Here is a 15,598-nt window from a genome sequence, read left to right as displayed (position 1 = left end):
CGCATGTTGAGCGAACCAGATCCCTCGCTGCGCAGCTGACAGCGGAAAGGCTCCGATGGGAGCACCGTTACTACCCGCTGCATGTCCCGACCCCAAGGGTTACTCCGTTCTCGAACGCGTGGCTTGCCGCCGCCTGTGTGACTGGTGATTGGTAGCTCTGAACGCCACTACATGCACGTGCCTCGGTCCGAGGCCACTCGCGAATCGGGAACGGGACGGCCCACCTTGGGCTGATCGACGAGTTCCACCACAGTGGAGATCGATGCAGTGCGCCCTGGGGCGCTCTGGCATCCCGGATCATTCGCGGTGAGCGGGTTCATTCCTGGCTCCGTTCCTTCATCGATCCAACAAGCGGCCACCCAATCGGTGCTCGTCACCCTCGGAGTCGACAGACGAGTCTACGGCGGAAATGGACGTCCGAACTTTCGCCACACTCATGCCTGCACCCTCCTCTCACTCGTCGGTGACCATCTCGGTTCGTCCTGTGTCGAAATAACGCCGGGGTATACATCGGTCACATACCCACCACTGTTACCTGCCGAGCTGTGACCTTCCCGACCGTCGATACTTCCAGAATCAGTCGAAATTTGGATCGGCGACGCGCACATGTTCAACAGCGAGAACCACATTCCGGGCGTCGCGTACACGTGCGAGGCGAAAAACGTACCGCGGGTCGGAATTCCGCCGGACGGACAAATGTCGTGTCCACATTTATCGCCCCCTTCCCGAACAATCCACTTCGCGCGGTACCAAACGATCGGCTGATCGGCCGCGGGGGCGGACGTCGCACCGACCACCGCTTGTTTACCAACCATCGTGTCTACCAAAGCCCCGCGCAGGTCTCAAAGCGGAACACTTGCGGCGAAGGCGAGGCGGGAATGAAATCGAGAGCCGCCCAGGAGTGACGCACACGCGCCTCCGGCAGCGACATCCTATGCGCCCGAAACTGAACTTCAGGGCGGAATTCGCTCTGACCTGCATGGGCGCGGTCAGTGGGGTCGTCTGGCGCGCGGATGCGGCACCGTATCGCCCGCGGCGGCGATCACACTTGGCCGGCGATGAGACGAGATGCAGCGCGCGTGACGTCCCATTTGTCGCATCCCGGCGCGGGCGCTCGCTGGATCAATAGGGAGATATCTCACACCCCACGCCACACACCACGCCCGACCCACCTCTTGTTACCGATCAGTAACAAAAGGAAGCCTTACCTGGTCAGCCACCCTGAGCCGCCGTGCGGCCATGCCGGGCGAACCAGTCGAGCAGTGCTGGATCATCGACGGCGCTGCGGTCGACTGAACGAGCCGCGTCCGCGCCTTGGAAAATTTTCTTGAGTGGCACCTCGAGCTTCTTGCCGGTGCGAGTGTGAGGAATGCCGGGCGCGAGGATGATGTCGTCCGGCACATGCCGGGGCGAGGCCTGCTCACGGATCGCACCCCGAATTCGGTCTTGCAACGCGTCGTCGAGCTCCACCCCGTCGACGAGGACCACGAAGAGCGGCATCCAATATCCGCCGTTCGGCAGGTCCACCCCGACCACCAGTGCTTCTGCGACCTCGGGCAGCTTCTCCACCACCTGGTAGATGTCCGCGCTCCCCATCCGGATCCCGTTGCGATTGAGTGTGGAATCGGACCTTCCGTGCATCAGCACGGTCCCGCGTTCGGTGATCGTGATCCAGTCACCGTGCCGCCACACACCGGGAAACACGTCGAAGTAGGCGTCGTGGTAACGCTTCCCATCCGGGTCGTTCCAGAACGACACCGGCATCGACGGCATCGGGGCCGTGACCACCAGTTCACCGACCTCGCCGCGCACGGGACTGCCCGTTTCGTCGAAGGCGTCGACGGCGACACCCAGACAGGGAGCCGACAATTCACCGGGCCAGACCGGAACAGTCCGCGCTCCACCGATGAAGGCCGAGACCACGTCGGTCCCACCGGTGATCGACATGACGGGAATGTTCCGACCGACGTTGTGCGCCAACCACAATGACGACGCGGCAGGCAACGTGGACCCGGTGCTGCCGACCGCGCGGAGCGCCGTCAGGTCGTGGTCGCGGACGGGTACCACCCCGGCCTTGTCGCAGGCGAGTACGTATCCGGGACTCGTCCCCACCACCGTCACACCGAGACGGGAGGTCAACGCCCACAACGCATCCGCCGTGGGCCACCCGGGGCTCCCGTCGTAACACACGATGGTGGCCCCCACGAGCAGGCCCGCGGTCTGGAAGTTCCACATCATCCAACTGGGACTGGTGTACCAGAAGAGGATGTCGTCTCGGCCGACGTCGAGATGAAGCGCGAGTGACTTGAGGTGTTCGAGAAGCACTCCGCCGTGGCCGTGCACGATTCCCTTCGGAAGTCCGGTGGTTCCCGAAGAGAACACCACCCACAGGGGGTGGTCGAACGGGACGGCCACCGGTTCGAGTGCGGCCTCCCGGCCCGTGGCCTCAGCCCACGTGGTGGCGTCGCCGACCTCCGATTCCCGTCGAAGATGGGGCACGATGACGGTCAGGGCCAGAGAGGGCAGCCCGGCCTGCAGGTGGAGTACGGCATCGACGCGGTCGTGCTCTTTGCCGCCGAACCGATACCCGTCCGCGGTGATCAGCGCCTTCGGGTCGAGCTGTCCGAGCCGATCGAGGGCTGCCGGCGCGGAATAGTCCTGCCCGCACGCGGCCCAGAGTGCCCCCACCGAAACGGTCGCAAGGAACGCGATCACTGCCTCGGGAATGTTGGGCAGGTATCCGACGACGCGATCGCCGACACCGACGCCGTGATCCCGCAGTGTGGCCGCGAGCGCCGCGACCTGCGAGCGCAACTCGTCCCACCCTATAGCGACGTCGGCCCCACCCTCACCGACGTACCGGATGGCGGGCCTGTCTGAGCGGGCATTGCGGAAGACCTGATCGACGTAATTGAGAGTGGCGCCGGGAAACCACACGGCGCCCGGCATGGAGGACTCGGCCAAGGCCGGACCCGGATCTGTCGCAGAGCGGATGTCGAAGTAGTCCCACACGGCTTGCCAGAACGCGTCGGGATCGGCCACCGACCAACGCCACAACGCCCGGTAGTCGTCTACCGGAACGTTGTGGCGCCGTGCAATGAAAGCACCGAAGTCGGTGATCACCGCGTTGCGCAGATCAGCCTCGGTCGGTATCCACTGCGGATCGACTGTCATGGTTCTATCTTCCCCGACAGCCGGAGTGCTCCGCGTTCTTTTGGTACCTAGCTGGTGGGAACGCGCACGATCAGGGCGTCACCCTGACCGCCGCCGCCGCACAGCGCGGCCACACCCACACCGCCGCCGCGGCGTTGCAGCTCGAGGGCCAGATGCAGGGTGATCCGCGCCCCGGACATGCCCAGCGGATGCCCCACAGCGATCGCCCCACCATTGACGTTGACCTTCGCCGGATCCAGCCCCAGCTCACGGGTCGAGACGATCCCGACAGCCGCGAAGGCCTCGTTGATTTCGACGAGGTCGAGATCCTTCGGGTCGATGCCCTCCTTCGCGCACGCCTTTGCGATCGCCCGGGCCGGCTGCGACTGCAACGTCGAGTCGGGTCCGGCGACCACCCCGTGTGACCCGATCTCGGCGATCCACTCGAGACCGAGCTCCTCGGCCTTGGCCTTGCTCATCACGACCACGGCCGCCGCACCGTCGGAAATCGGTGACGCGGACCCGGCCGTGATCGTTCCGTCCTTCGCGAAGGCGGGACGCAACCGTCCCAGCGTCTCCACCGTCGTATCGGCACGCACTCCCTCGTCCTGGCCGAACACGATCGGTTCACCCCTACGCTGGGGAATGGACACCGGCACCACTTCGTCGTCGAACAACCCGTCCTTCCAGGCCCGGGCCGCGTTCTGGTGCGACGCCGCCGCGAACGCATCCTGCTCCTCGCGGCTGGTCTGCCGACCGGGTTCCATGTTCTGCGACTCCGTCAGACTTCCCATGGCCTGATCGGTGAAAATGTCGTGCAACCCGTCGAACGCCATGTGATCACGCATCGTCACATCGCCGTACTTGAACCCCTCCCGCGACTTCTCCAGCAGATGCGGCGCCCGCGACATCGACTCCTGCCCACCGGCAACGACCACCTCGAACTCCCCCGCCCGGATCAACTGATCCGCCAACGCAATCGCATCGATCCCCGACAAACACACCTTGTTCACCGTCAACGCCGGCACATCCATCGGAATCCCGGCCGCGACCGCCGCCTGCCGCGCCGGCATCTGCCCCGCCCCCGCCGTCAGGACCTGACCCATGATCACGTACTCCACCTGATCCGGCGCCACCCCCGCCTTCTCCAGCGCACCCTTGATCGCGATCCCACCCAGATCCGAACCCGAGAGATCCTTCAACGAACCCATCAACCGACCCATCGGTGTACGGGCCCCGGCAACAATCACCGACGTAGTTCTTTCAGGCACTGCAGTTCTCCATTCCTGTGTTGTAACCGTGTGTACTCGTCAACCATCCGCGGCTGAAGAGTATTCACGGGGTCGTGCCGGATCTCCTCAGGATCGCCTCTGCGTGACGCAGGACGGGTGCGTCCACCATCTTGCCCTCGAAGGCGAAAACTCCGCGTTGCTCGTCGACGGCGGCCAGAACTCTCGTAGCCCAGTCGACGTCGTCGTCGGAGGGTGCATACGCCTCGCGGATCACCGCGACCTGGCTGGGATGGATGGCGACCTTGACATCGAACCCGACCGCTACGGCGTCGTGCGCCTCGGCGCGAAGACCGTCGAGGTCCTTGATGTCCAGGTAGACGGAATCCAGGGCGAGGCGATGGAAGCCCTTCGCCGCCAGCAACGTGGACGACCGTACCTGCCGGGCCACATCGCGGTACGTGCCGTCCTCGCGGCGGCTGGAGTTGCCGCCCATCGCGGCCACCAAGTCTTCGGCACCCCACATGACACCGATGGTGCTCGCCGCGAGCGCGATCTCGCCGACGGCGAGCGCCCCGAGCGGCGACTCGACGAGGGCGATCACCTCGCGTGGCGCCAGCGACAACACCTGATCGGCGGTCTCACATTTGGCCAGCATCAATCGGGTGTAGCGAGTGCCGTCGAGGGCGAGGAGGTCGAGTTCGTGGTCGTCGGTGCCGACGGGATTGACGCGGACCACTGTTCGCTCCGGATCGAGCGGGGTGTCGATCAGCGCGACCCGCGCCGCTTCCTTGTCGGCCTGCGCGACTCCGTCCTCGAGATCGAGGATCACGACGTCGGCCGCCGCAGCCGCCTTCGCATACCGTTCGGGCCGGTCGGCCGGGCAGAACAACCAGGCCGGTCCGGGCAATGCCCAGCTCACGACGGCTTCTTCTGGACGAGGGTCTTGCGCACGGCGATCGCCACCACGTCGCCGTTCTGGTTGCGCCCGGTGTGCTCGAGCGTGACGATGCCCTCCCCCGGTCGGCTCTTCGACTCCCGCTTGTCGGCGATGCGTGTCTCCGCGTAGAGCGTGTCGCCGTGGAACAGCGGCTTCGGGAAACTGATCTCCGAGAATCCCAGGTTCGCGACGATGGTCCCCTGCGTGAGTTGCGCCACCGACAACCCGACCAGCGTCGAGAGGGTGAACATCGAGTTGACGAGGCGCTCACCGAACTGGGTGCCCTCGCTGTAAGCGGCATCGAGGTGCAGGGCCTGGGTGTTCATCGTCTGGGTGGTGAAGAGGACGTTGTCGGCCTCGGTGACGGTGCGGCCGGGGCGATGCTCGTAGACCGCTCCGAGTTCGAACTCCTCGAACCACAGCCCACGCTGGACGATCCGGTTCGGCTCCTCGGCTCCTGCTGCGCTCACAGTCCGGCCTCCCGCGCGATGAGCATCAACTGCACCTCGGTGGTGCCCTCGCCGATCTCGAGAATCTTGCTGTCTCGGTAATGCCGTGCCACCACGTACTCGTTCATGAATCCGTAGCCACCGTGGATCTGAGTGGCGTCCCGCGCGTTGTCCATGGCGGCCTCGGACGCGACGAGCTTGGCGATCGCGGCCTGCTTCTTGAACGGCTTGCCCGACAACATCAGTGCGGCGGCGTCGTAGTAGGCGGTGCGGGCGGTGTGGGCGCGTGCCTCCATGCGCGCGATCTTGAACGCGATGGCCTGGTTGTGCCCGATGGGTCGCCCGAATGCCTCACGCTCCTTCGCGTACTTGACGGACTCGTCGACACACCCCTGCGCCGCACCGACACTCAGTGCGGCGATCGCGATGCGGCCCTCGTCGAGGATGCGGAGGAAATTCGCGTATCCGCGACCCCGCTCGCCGAGCAGGTTCTCCTCGGGGACGCGCACGTCCGAGAACGTGAGGGGGTGGGTGTCGGAGGCGTTCCAGCCCACCTTGTTGTATGCAGGTTCGGCGGTGAAACCGGGGGTCGAGGTGGGGACGAGGATCGTGGAAATCTCCTTCTTGCCGCCGTCCTTCACGCCGGTCACGGCGGTGACGGTGACGAGCCGGGTGATGTCGGTGCCCGAGTTGGTGATGAATTGCTTGTTGCCGTTGATGATCCACTCACCGCTGTCGAACTTGGCGGTGGTCTTGGTGCCGCCCGCGTCGCTTCCGGCGCCCGGTTCCGTGAGACCGAAAGCAGCGAGGCTCTTTCCGCTCGTCAGCTGCGGCAGCCACTCCTGCTTCTGTGCTTCGTTGCCGAAGCGGTAGATCGGCATCGCACCGAGGGACACGCCGGCTTCGAGGGTGATGGCAACGCTCTGGTCCACCTTGCCCAGCTCCTCGAGGGCGAGGCACAACGCGAAGTAGTCACCGCCCATTCCGCCGTATTCCTCGGGGAACGGGAGGCCGAACAGACCCATGTCGGCCATGCCCGACACCACCTCGTACGGGAAGGTGTGGTTGGCGTCGTGCTCTGCCGCGACCGGTGCCACCACGTTCTTCGCGAAATCGGCGACCGTCTTGGCAAGCTGCTGGTATTCGTCGGGAAGCTGGCCGGTGGCGAGATATTCGGTCATGACTCGTTCTCTTTCGTGTCGGTGTGCGGGGTGACTCGTGCGAGCAGCTGGTCGACCATCACCTGGTCTCCGGGTGCGACGAGGATGTCGACGACGCCGTCGACGGGTGCGGTCAGCGAGTGCTCCATCTTCATCGCCTCGACGACGACGAGCGTCTGGCCCGCGGTGACGTGGGAGCCCGCTTCGGCGCCGACGGCGATGACGGATCCGGGCATGGGGCTGGTGATCTCGGCCTCGCCGGCATGTACGTCACCGGTGCGGACGCTGAGCTCCTCGACTTCCCGGAGCATCGTCGTGCCCTCGGATCCGGCGAGCCAGATGTGCCCGTCGGTCTCGGCGACCCGATAGGTTTCACGTCTGCCGTCGATCACGACGGACAGTGTGGTTCCGTCGAGGGCCGCCGTCAGGGACAGGGTGTCGCCGTCCTCCACCTGCGCGGTGGCGTCGGCGGGGTGACCGGTGATCCGCACGTGATCGGTACGCGTCGGCGATGCCAGCCGAATACTGGTGGGCGCGGGAACCCCGACCCGCCAGCCGCTGGGAACGTCCCACGGATCGGCCTGTGAACGCTCCGGCCAGCGCTGCAACCAGCGGAAAGCGGCCGCAGCGATGAGGGCGGCATCGGTGGCCTCCGCAGCGACGAAGTCCTCGAGCCGGCGGTCGAGCAGACCGGTGTCGAGGTTGCCCGCCACCACATCGGGATCGGCGAGCAGGAAGCGCGCGAACTCGATGTTGGTCACCACACCGAGCACACCGGTGCCCGCCAGCGCCCGGTCCAGCTTCCGCAACGCACCGGCGCGGTCGTCGGCGTGCGCGATCACCTTCGCCAGCATGGGGTCGTAGTCGCTGCCCACCACCGTGCCCGCAGCAAGACCCGAGTCGACGCGGATTCCCGGGCCCTCGGGTTCGACGACGTCGGCGACGAGACCACCGGTCGGCAAGAAGCCTCGGCTGGGATCCTCGGCATACACGCGGGCTTCGATGGCATGTCCGGTGAGGGTGATCTCGCCCTGGGTGAAGCCGAGCGGTTCGCCCGCCGCCACCCGTACCTGCCACTCGACCAGGTCGAGTCCCGTCACGAGCTCCGTCACGGGGTGTTCGACCTGAAGCCGGGTGTTCATCTCCATGAAGAAGAACTCGTCCGGCTTGTCGGCGGAGACGATGAATTCGACCGTTCCGGCACCCGAATAGTCGACACTGCGCGCCGTGTTGCACGCCGCCTCGCCGATACGGGCCCGCGTCGGCTCGTCGAGCAGAGGCGAGGGCGCCTCCTCGATGACCTTCTGGTGGCGACGCTGCAAACTGCACTCGCGCTCACCGAGATGCACCACGTTGCCATGCCGGTCGGCCAGGATCTGCACCTCGATGTGCCGGGGACGCAACACGAATCGCTCGAGGAACAGGGTGTCGTCACCGAACGCGGACGCGGCCTCGCGGCGTGCGCTGAGCAGGGCGTCGGCCAACGCGCCGGGCTCCTCGACCAGGCGCATCCCCTTGCCGCCGCCGCCCGCCGACGGCTTGACGAGGACCGGGTAGCCGATCTCTCCTGCGGCCGCGATCAGTTCGTCGTCGGACAGGCCAGGCCGGGCGATGCCGGGTACGACGGGCACGTCGAACTTCGCGACGGCGTTCTTGGCGGTGATCTTGTCGCCCATCACCTCGATGGCGGCGGCGGAGGGACCGAGGAAGGCGATGCCGGCGTCTGCGCAGGCACCCGCGAACTTCGCGTTCTCCGACAGGAACCCGTATCCCGGGTGGATCGCCTGAGCTCCCGTGGCCTGGGCTGCCGCGATCACCTTCTCGATCACCAGGTAGCTCTCCCGGGCGGCGGCCGGGCCGAGCAGGACCGCGGTGTCGGCCTCGCGGACATGCCGCGCGTCCCGATCCGCTTCGCTGTACACCGCGACCGAGCGGATTCCCATGGTCCTCAGGGTGCGGATTACCCGCACGGCGATCTCACCGCGGTTGGCGACGAGGACGGTATCTATCCGTGTCATGTCAGTCATGTCCGTTCACATCCGGAAAACGCCGTAGGAGACCGGTTCGAGCGGTGCATTCGCGCACACCGAAAGAGCCAGCCCGAGAACAGTTCTGGTATCGGCGGGATCAATGATGCCGTCGTCCCACAGGCGGGCGGTCGAGTAGTACGGGTTGCCCTGCGCCTCGTACTGCTCGCGGATCGGCGCCTTGAACGCCTCCTCGTCCTCCGCCGACCACGGGTTGCCCGCACTGTCCAACTGGTCACTGCGCACCGTCGACAACACCGACGCCGCCTGCTCACCACCCATCACCGAAATTCGCGCATTCGGCCACATCCACAGGAAACGCGGGGAGTACGCCCGCCCGCACATCGAGTAGTTGCCCGCCCCGTAGGAGCCGCCGATCACGACAGTGAGTTTGGGAACCCGGGCACAGGCCACCGCGGTCACCATCTTCGCGCCGTGCTTCGCGATACCGCCCGCCTCGTAGTCGCGGCCGACCATGAAGCCGGCGATGTTCTGCAGGAACAGCAGCGGAATCTTGCGTTTGTCGCACAGTTCGATGAAGTGGGCACCCTTCATCGCCGACTCGGCGAACAACACCCCGTTGTTCGCGACGATGCCGACGGGATGTCCCTCGATGTGCGCGAAGCCGGTGACCAGCGTCTTGCCGTACTCGGCCTTGAACTCCTGGAAGGTTCCGCCATCGACGATGCGGCCGATGACCTCGTGAACGTCGTACGGGGTGCGCGGGTCGGTCGGGACCACGTCATACAACTCGGTCTGCGGCGCCGACGCGGGGACGGCGCTGATCACGTCCCACGGACGCTCGGCGCGCGGGCCGAGCGTGGCGACGATGTTGCGCACGATCCGCAGCGCGTCCTGATCGTCTTCGGCGAGGTGGTCGGTCACTCCCGACACCTTCGAGTGCAGGTCTCCGCCGCCGAGATGTTCCGCGGTGACGACCTCACCGGTCGCGGCCTTCACCAGCGGCGGACCGCCCAGGAAGATCGTGCCCTGGTTTCGGACGATGACCGCTTCGTCGCTCATCGCCGGCACATAAGCGCCGCCGGCCGTGCAGGAGCCGAGGACCGCCGCGATCTGCGGGATGTCCTGCGCGCTCATCGTCGCCTGGTTGTAGAAGATCCGGCCGAAGTGCTCGCGATCGGGAAACACCTCGTCCTGCCGGGGCAGGAACGCGCCGCCCGAGTCGACGAGATAGATGCACGGCAGCTGGTTCTGCAGAGCGATCTCCTGCGCCCGCAGGTGCTTCTTCACCGTCATCGGGTAGTACGTGCCGCCCTTGACCGTGGCGTCGTTGGCCACGATCACGCATTCACGGCCGGACACCCGGCCGATACCCGCGATCACACCCGCTCCGGGGCATTCGTCGTCGTACAACCCGTTGGCCGCGAGCGGGGCGATCTCGAGGAAAGGACTCCCCGGGTCGAGCAGGGTGTCGACTCGATCGCGCGGGAGCAACTTGCCCCGGCTGACGTGCCGCTCCCGCGACTTCTCACTACCGCCCAGAGCCGCAACGGCCAGCTTCGACCGCAGCTCGTCCACCAATTTGGTGTGCTCTACCCGGTAGCCCTCTCTCGTAGTGCTTCCGCCCAGTGCCATCCTGCCGCCTTCTCGTCTTGACGCCCGTGCCGAGTGAGTTAATACTCGATAACTGAATTCAAGATAACTGTGATTAACTGAGTTGTCCAGACCGCAACCCGAAAGGAGCGAGGCAATGACCGCACACGTCGACGAAACCGGAGCGCCGGCAGCACCGACAGCGTCCACCGACGGCGCCGGAGCACCGATCACGCGTCGCGAACAGATGAAGGCGGATCGCCGCCGGCAACTTCTCGACGCCGCCGCTCGCCTCATCGCCGAACGGGGATTTCTCGGCGTCCGGCTCGAAGACCTCGGATCCGCCGCCGGGATCAGCGGTCCCGCCGTCTACCGCCACTTCCCCAACAAAGACGCCGTATTGGTCGAACTACTCGTCGGCATCAGTACGCGACTCCTGGAGGGCGGTTCCCTCGTCGCGGCGGAGGCATCCTCCCCCGAGGCGGCACTCGACGGCCTCATCGATTTCCACCTCGACTTCGCACTCGGCGAATCCGAACTGATTCGCATTCAGGACCGCGACCTCGAAAGCCTTCCCGCCGAGGCGCGGCGTGAGGTCCGGCAGAAGCAGCGACGCTACGTCGAACTGTGGGTGCAGGTGCTGCTCCGGGTGGACCCGTCGCTCGACGAAACGGATGCCCGTACCAAGGCCCATGCAACGTTCGGGTTGATCAACTCCACACCGCACAGCGCCGATCCCGCGACTCCGGCGCGCACTCGGAAGGTTCTGCGCGAGATGGCACTCACCTGCCTGCGTCCGTAATCTCGGGTACCCAGGCGCACGGCAAGGGCCCCGCCCTGGATTGGACGGGGCCCGTGCACAGCCGGGTATCTACACTCTCCGCTTACTGGTCATGGACGTGTACGCCAAGGTCAGCACAGCTGCCGCAGCGATACTGATAATCCACCGTATCCAGTCGATTCCGCCGGTATCACCCTTGTCGCTGATCGCGCCCCACACCCAATATCCGATGAGGGCGCCTGCAATGCCGAGGACGATGGTGATGAGCCACCCCATCGCCTGCTTCCCTGGGATGACCAGACGCGCGAGCACGCCGATGACCGCACCGAAGATGATGGTGCCGATGATGTCTCCAACCATTACCCTCTCCTCTCCACACGCGAGTGCGAGCGGAAGGCCACCGCTCCTTCGCAGATTAGCCAGCGTGGCAGCGGTTCAACCGTGGTTGGACAAATCGTTGCCGAATGGTTCATCTCCGGGACACGAAGAGGCTTATGACCCGCCGATCAACGCCATCGACTGTTCACGCATCTCCACCTTGCGCACCTTGCCGGTCACCGTCATGGGGAATTCGTCGACGATGTGCACATATCTGGGGATCTTGTAGTGGGCGAGCTTGCCGGTGCAGAATGCCCGGACCGCGGCTTCGTCGAGCGGCTGCGCACCGTCCCGCATGCGGATCCACGCCATCAGTTCCTCGCCGTACTTGGCGTCGGGAACACCGATCACCTGGGCGTCGAGAATGTCGGGGTGGGTGTAGAGGAACTCCTCGATCTCGCGGGGATAGACGTTCTCCCCGCCCCTGATCACCATGTCCTTGATCCGGCCCGTGATCGCCACGTACCCGTCGGCATCCATCACGCCGATGTCACCGGTGTGCATCCACCGCGCCGCGTCGATGGCCTCGGCCGTCTTTTCCGGGTTGTTCCAGTACCCGAGCATCACCGAGTATCCGCGGGTGCAGAGTTCACCCGGCTCGCCGCGGGGAACCGTCAATCCTGTTGCAGGGTCGATGATCTTGACCTCGAGATGGGGTCCGACCCGCCCGACCGTCGTCACCCGCTGGTCGATGGTGTCGTCGGAGCGGGTCTGCAGCGACACCGGTGACGTCTCGGTCATGCCGTAGCAGATGGACACCTCGGCCATTCCCATCTGCTCGATCACCTGCTTCATCACCTCTACCGGGCACGGTGATCCCGCCATGATGCCGGTGCGCAGGGTGGACAGGTCGCACCGGTCGAAGTCCGGGTCGGCGAGTTCGGCGATGAACATCGTCGGCACCCCGTACAGCGACGTGCATTTCTCTGCCTCGACGGCTCGCAAGGTTGCCCTCGGGTCGAAGGAAGGCCCGGGAATCACCATGGCGGCGCCGTGACTGGTGCAGGCGAGATTGCCCATCACCATGCCGAAGCAGTGGTAGAACGGCACGGGAATGCACACCCGGTCGTTCTCGGTGTAATGACACAGTTCGCCGACGAAGAATCCGTTGTTCAGGATGTTGTGATGACTGAGGGTGGCCCCCTTGGGGAAACCGGTTGTTCCCGAGGTGTATTGGATATTGATCGGGTCGTCCGACGACAACCCGGCCTGCGCTGCCTCGAGCCGCGACGGGTCGTCGGCGAGGGCCGCCGCGCCGTCCGTCATCAGCGTGCTCCACTCGGGACTGCCGAGGAGAACGACCATGTCGAGATCGGGGCACTCCGGGCGCACCTCCTCGATCATGGCGCCGTAATCGGAGGTCTTGAACTCAGAAGCTGACACCAGGAGCCGGATCCCTGCCTGCCCCAGCACGTACTTCAGTTCGTGCGCCCGGTAGGCGGGGTTGATGTTGACCAACACCGCACCGATCTTCGCTGTGGCGTACTGGATGAGCGTCCACTCCGGGCAGTTCGGCGCCCAGATGCCCACCCGGTCACCTTTGACGATGCCGCGGGTGAGCAGGGCCGCCGCGAGCGTGTTCACGTCCTGCGCCAGTTCGGTGTACGTCCACCGGCGACCCGAGGGAACGTCGACCAGGGCGTCGCGACGACCGTGCGCGGCCACCGTTCGATCGAAGTTGTCTCCGATGGTGTCCCCCAACATCGGGGCGTCGCCGAGCCCGGACGTGTAGCTGGGAAGTGGCGTTGTCATAGCTTTCCTCTCCAGGCGTCGCGACGGACACCTACGGGACGGGCAGGCACACGAGGCCGTTCCGTTCTCGAATTTACTCCCGGTCGACGTGACGCCCGGTCAGAGAGCTTCGTCCTTCGTCTCGACGAGCGCCTTCGTGCACACCAGGCTCACGACGGCCAGCCCGGCGAGCATGACGCCGATCGCTGCACTTCCGTATGCCGACGCGAGCGGCGCTGCGATCAGGGGCGGTACTGCCCCGCCGAGCACACCCGCGAGGTTGTAGCCGAGGCCTGCCCCGGTGTACCGGTAGCGGGTCTGGAACATTTCGGGCAGCAGCGCCCCGCAGGGGCCGTACGCGACTCCGAAGATCGCGAGCGTCACCATCACGCCGATCGCGAAGGCGACGGGTGAACCGGTGTCGAGCAGCGGGAACAGTGCCAGCGCCCACACCACGGCCAGCGCACAGGAGATCATGATGACCCGGCGGCGACCGATCCGGTCCGAGTACAGCGCGGACACGATGATGGTGAGCCCGAAGACCACCGCCGAGACGATGCCGACGGTCAGAACGAAGGGACGGCTGAATCCGAGCGTCGCGGTGCCGTAGCTGGTGAGAAAGGCTGTGCCCATGTAGAAGAAGGCGAAGAGCGTGGCGAGGGCACCGGCGGAGAGAAGGATTTCCTTGGTCTGGTAGCGCCACGCATCCATGAGCGGGAGCGTCCGGGGTGCAACATCGGCCCGGTCGGCCTCCTGCACGGCGCGGAACACCGGTGTCTCCTCGATCGCGAGGCGCATGTAGAGACCGATACCGACCAGGACGGCGCTGAAGAGGAACGGTATCCGCCACCCGTAGTCGAGGAAGGTGGAGTTCGTGTCACCGAAGACGGCGCCGGTGACGAGGAAGGTGGCACTCGAGAGGATGAACGCGACGGCGGGGCCCAGCTGGGGGAACATCGCATAGAGTCCGCGTTTGCCCGGTGGGGCGTACTCGGCGGTGAGCAGTGTGGCGCCTGCCCATTCACCGCCGACCGCGAATCCCTGACCGAATCGCAAGAGCACCAGAAGAATCGGGGCCGCGACACCGATTGTGGCGGCACCGGGAAGCAGTCCGATCAGGAACGTGGAGACGCCCATCAGGATCAAGGTGGAAACGAGGGTCTTCTTACGACCGATTCTGTCCCCGTAGTGACCGAAGAGCATGGCTCCTACCGGTCTGGCGACGAAGGCCACCGCGAACGTCGCGAACGACGCCACGGTTCCGGCGGTCGAGCCCAGGGCGGGGAAGAACACCTTGGGGAAAACCAGCGCCGCAGCGGTTCCGTAGATGAAGAAGTCGTAGAACTCGATCGTCGTCCCGATGCCACTGGCGACGGCCACCTTACGAACGCTGGTGCCGCCCTTGCGCACCGGCGCGGGAGTGTGGGGCACTCCCGCACTCGATGTGGAGACTGTGCTCACTCGATTCCTCCGTGGTCCGTGTGGATGTCCCGACTTCCGGGACAAGAGGAAAGGTAGTGACCTGGCTCACGTCGTCACCACCCCCGAATGGGGGGTGGTGACTTCCGCCTGCCCGGGAGGGCTTCAGGCCGGCGTGCCCGCAGCGCCCAGCAGCTCCCTGCGCAGTTCCGTCCACACCGTTGCATAGGAGTCGATGACCGGCTCGGCTATCCACTTCTTGTCCCCGGCAGCGGCTTTCGCGAGCGCGTCCGCGAACAGGTCCTGATAGCGGGACAACCGCGGGACGAACGCCGACAGGTCGTCGAACACCACGGAGGCGCGGCGATCGAGGTCTGCAAGCTGATCGGCGTCCGCGGTGTCGATCAGTGCGACGAACTCCTCGTGGAACGGCACGAAGCTCTCGTACACCTCCGCGATGGAATCCTCGTCGATGGACACCCGCTCGGCGTCGAGCTGGTCCTCGAGTTCGGCCAGTCCCGCCTCGGTCAGAGCGATCCGGCCACTCGATACTTCCTCCGCCTTGCCCTGGCTCAGCAGGGCGTCGTAGGCGGCCTGCGCGGACGCCGCGGCGACTCCCAGGTGTTCGGCGAGCACATCGGCACTGACCTGCTCTTTCAGACGCACAGCCTGCAGTAGGGCCAACTCGTCCACATTGCCAGCGAAGGCCATAGGTCTTCTCCTCGTCATACCCGTGCAGGGTCGTTACGGGCAGACCCGGGCGGACCTGCCGACCCT

12 protein-coding genes are annotated in these 15,598 nt (G+C 65.6%); 1 reads left to right on the top strand and 11 read right to left on the bottom strand.

Going from position 1 to position 15,598, the window contains the following annotated elements:
• Positions 1-1,212 precede the first annotated feature (1,212 nt).
• The 7 genes from L1080_RS05240 to L1080_RS05210 form a co-directional block, all read right to left on the bottom strand.
• Positions 1,213-3,174, bottom strand: a complete 1,962-nt coding sequence (locus L1080_RS05240; RefSeq protein ID WP_250768923.1) for an acetoacetate--CoA ligase — start codon at positions 3,172-3,174, stop codon at positions 1,213-1,215.
• A gap of 47 nt (positions 3,175-3,221) precedes the next feature.
• Positions 3,222-4,376 carry an acetyl-CoA C-acetyltransferase gene (locus L1080_RS05235; protein ID WP_250769223.1) on the bottom strand — a complete coding sequence of 385 codons (1,155 nt, stop codon included), beginning with the start codon at positions 4,374-4,376 and terminating at the stop codon, positions 3,222-3,224.
• A 112-nt stretch (positions 4,377-4,488) separates the two neighbouring features.
• Positions 4,489-5,304, bottom strand: coding sequence for an HpcH/HpaI aldolase/citrate lyase family protein (locus tag L1080_RS05230; RefSeq protein WP_250768920.1), 816 nt, complete (start codon positions 5,302-5,304; stop codon positions 4,489-4,491).
• Positions 5,301-5,792, bottom strand: a complete 492-nt coding sequence (locus L1080_RS05225; protein ID WP_109331659.1) for a MaoC family dehydratase — start codon at positions 5,790-5,792, stop codon at positions 5,301-5,303. The genes L1080_RS05230 and L1080_RS05225 overlap by 4 nt, the downstream gene beginning before the upstream one ends.
• Positions 5,789-6,952 (bottom strand): acyl-CoA dehydrogenase family protein, encoded by a 1,164-nt coding sequence (locus L1080_RS05220; RefSeq protein ID WP_109331669.1) that lies wholly within the window; start codon positions 6,950-6,952, stop codon positions 5,789-5,791. The genes L1080_RS05225 and L1080_RS05220 overlap by 4 nt, the downstream gene beginning before the upstream one ends.
• A complete protein-coding gene (locus L1080_RS05215) occupies positions 6,949-8,949 on the bottom strand; it encodes an acetyl/propionyl/methylcrotonyl-CoA carboxylase subunit alpha (RefSeq protein ID WP_250769220.1) in 2,001 nt (666 codons plus the stop codon). The genes L1080_RS05220 and L1080_RS05215 overlap by 4 nt, the downstream gene beginning before the upstream one ends.
• A gap of 15 nt (positions 8,950-8,964) precedes the next feature.
• Positions 8,965-10,554, bottom strand: a complete 1,590-nt coding sequence (locus L1080_RS05210; RefSeq protein ID WP_250768917.1) for a carboxyl transferase domain-containing protein — start codon at positions 10,552-10,554, stop codon at positions 8,965-8,967.
• 115 nt (positions 10,555-10,669) lie between these two features.
• Between L1080_RS05210 and L1080_RS05205 the strand changes: the two genes are divergently transcribed.
• On the top strand, positions 10,670-11,314 hold the full coding sequence (locus L1080_RS05205) for an SACE_7040 family transcriptional regulator (RefSeq protein WP_374433277.1): 645 nt from the start codon (positions 10,670-10,672) through the stop codon (positions 11,312-11,314).
• Between the two features lie 69 nt (positions 11,315-11,383).
• Here the strand turns inward: L1080_RS05205 and L1080_RS05200 are convergent, their stop codons facing one another.
• The 4 genes from L1080_RS05200 to L1080_RS05185 form a co-directional block, all read right to left on the bottom strand.
• On the bottom strand, positions 11,384-11,653 hold the full coding sequence (locus tag L1080_RS05200; protein ID WP_159925581.1) for a GlsB/YeaQ/YmgE family stress response membrane protein: 270 nt from the start codon (positions 11,651-11,653) through the stop codon (positions 11,384-11,386).
• A 132-nt stretch (positions 11,654-11,785) separates the two neighbouring features.
• Complete coding sequence (locus L1080_RS05195) at positions 11,786-13,423, bottom strand: AMP-binding protein (RefSeq protein ID WP_250768913.1); 1,638 nt, start codon at positions 13,421-13,423, stop codon at positions 11,786-11,788.
• A gap of 99 nt (positions 13,424-13,522) precedes the next feature.
• Positions 13,523-14,863, bottom strand: a complete 1,341-nt coding sequence (locus L1080_RS05190) for an MFS transporter (RefSeq protein ID WP_201453448.1) — start codon at positions 14,861-14,863, stop codon at positions 13,523-13,525.
• Between the two features lie 123 nt (positions 14,864-14,986).
• Positions 14,987-15,532 (bottom strand): hypothetical protein, encoded by a 546-nt coding sequence (locus L1080_RS05185; protein WP_250768910.1) that lies wholly within the window; start codon positions 15,530-15,532, stop codon positions 14,987-14,989.
• Between the last annotated feature and the right edge of the window lie 66 nt (positions 15,533-15,598).

It is taken from the genome of Rhodococcus sp. MSC1_016 (assembly GCF_023667485.2).
In the GTDB taxonomy this organism is placed as follows: Bacteria; Actinomycetota; Actinomycetes; order Mycobacteriales; family Mycobacteriaceae; genus Rhodococcus_F; species Rhodococcus_F oxybenzonivorans.
The sequence above is the reverse complement of the archived record's forward strand: the minus strand, read 5'-3'. Positions and strand labels throughout refer to the sequence as shown.

Bases quoted from the DNA above. Each gene is read 5' to 3' on its own strand.
- L1080_RS05240 (WP_250768923.1), bottom strand. From the start codon at position 3,174: ATGACAGTCGATCCGCAGTGGATACCGACCGAGGCTGATCTGCGCAAC.
- L1080_RS05235 (WP_250769223.1), bottom strand. From the start codon at position 4,376: ATGGGTCGGTTGATGGGTTCGTTGAAGGATCTCTCGGGTTCGGATCTG.
- L1080_RS05220 (WP_109331669.1), bottom strand. From the start codon at position 6,952: ATGACCGAATATCTCGCCACCGGCCAGCTTCCCGACGAATACCAGCAG.
- L1080_RS05215 (WP_250769220.1), bottom strand. From the start codon at position 8,949: ATGACACGGATAGATACCGTCCTCGTCGCCAACCGCGGTGAGATCGCC.
- L1080_RS05210 (WP_250768917.1), bottom strand. From the start codon at position 10,554: ATGGCACTGGGCGGAAGCACTACGAGAGAGGGCTACCGGGTAGAGCAC.
- L1080_RS05205 (WP_374433277.1), top strand. From the start codon at position 10,670: ATGACCGCACACGTCGACGAAACCGGAGCGCCGGCAGCACCGACAGCG.
- L1080_RS05200 (WP_159925581.1), bottom strand. From the start codon at position 11,653: ATGGTTGGAGACATCATCGGCACCATCATCTTCGGTGCGGTCATCGGC.
- L1080_RS05195 (WP_250768913.1), bottom strand. From the start codon at position 13,423: ATGACAACGCCACTTCCCAGCTACACGTCCGGGCTCGGCGACGCCCCG.
- L1080_RS05185 (WP_250768910.1), bottom strand. From the start codon at position 15,532: ATGGCCTTCGCTGGCAATGTGGACGAGTTGGCCCTACTGCAGGCTGTG.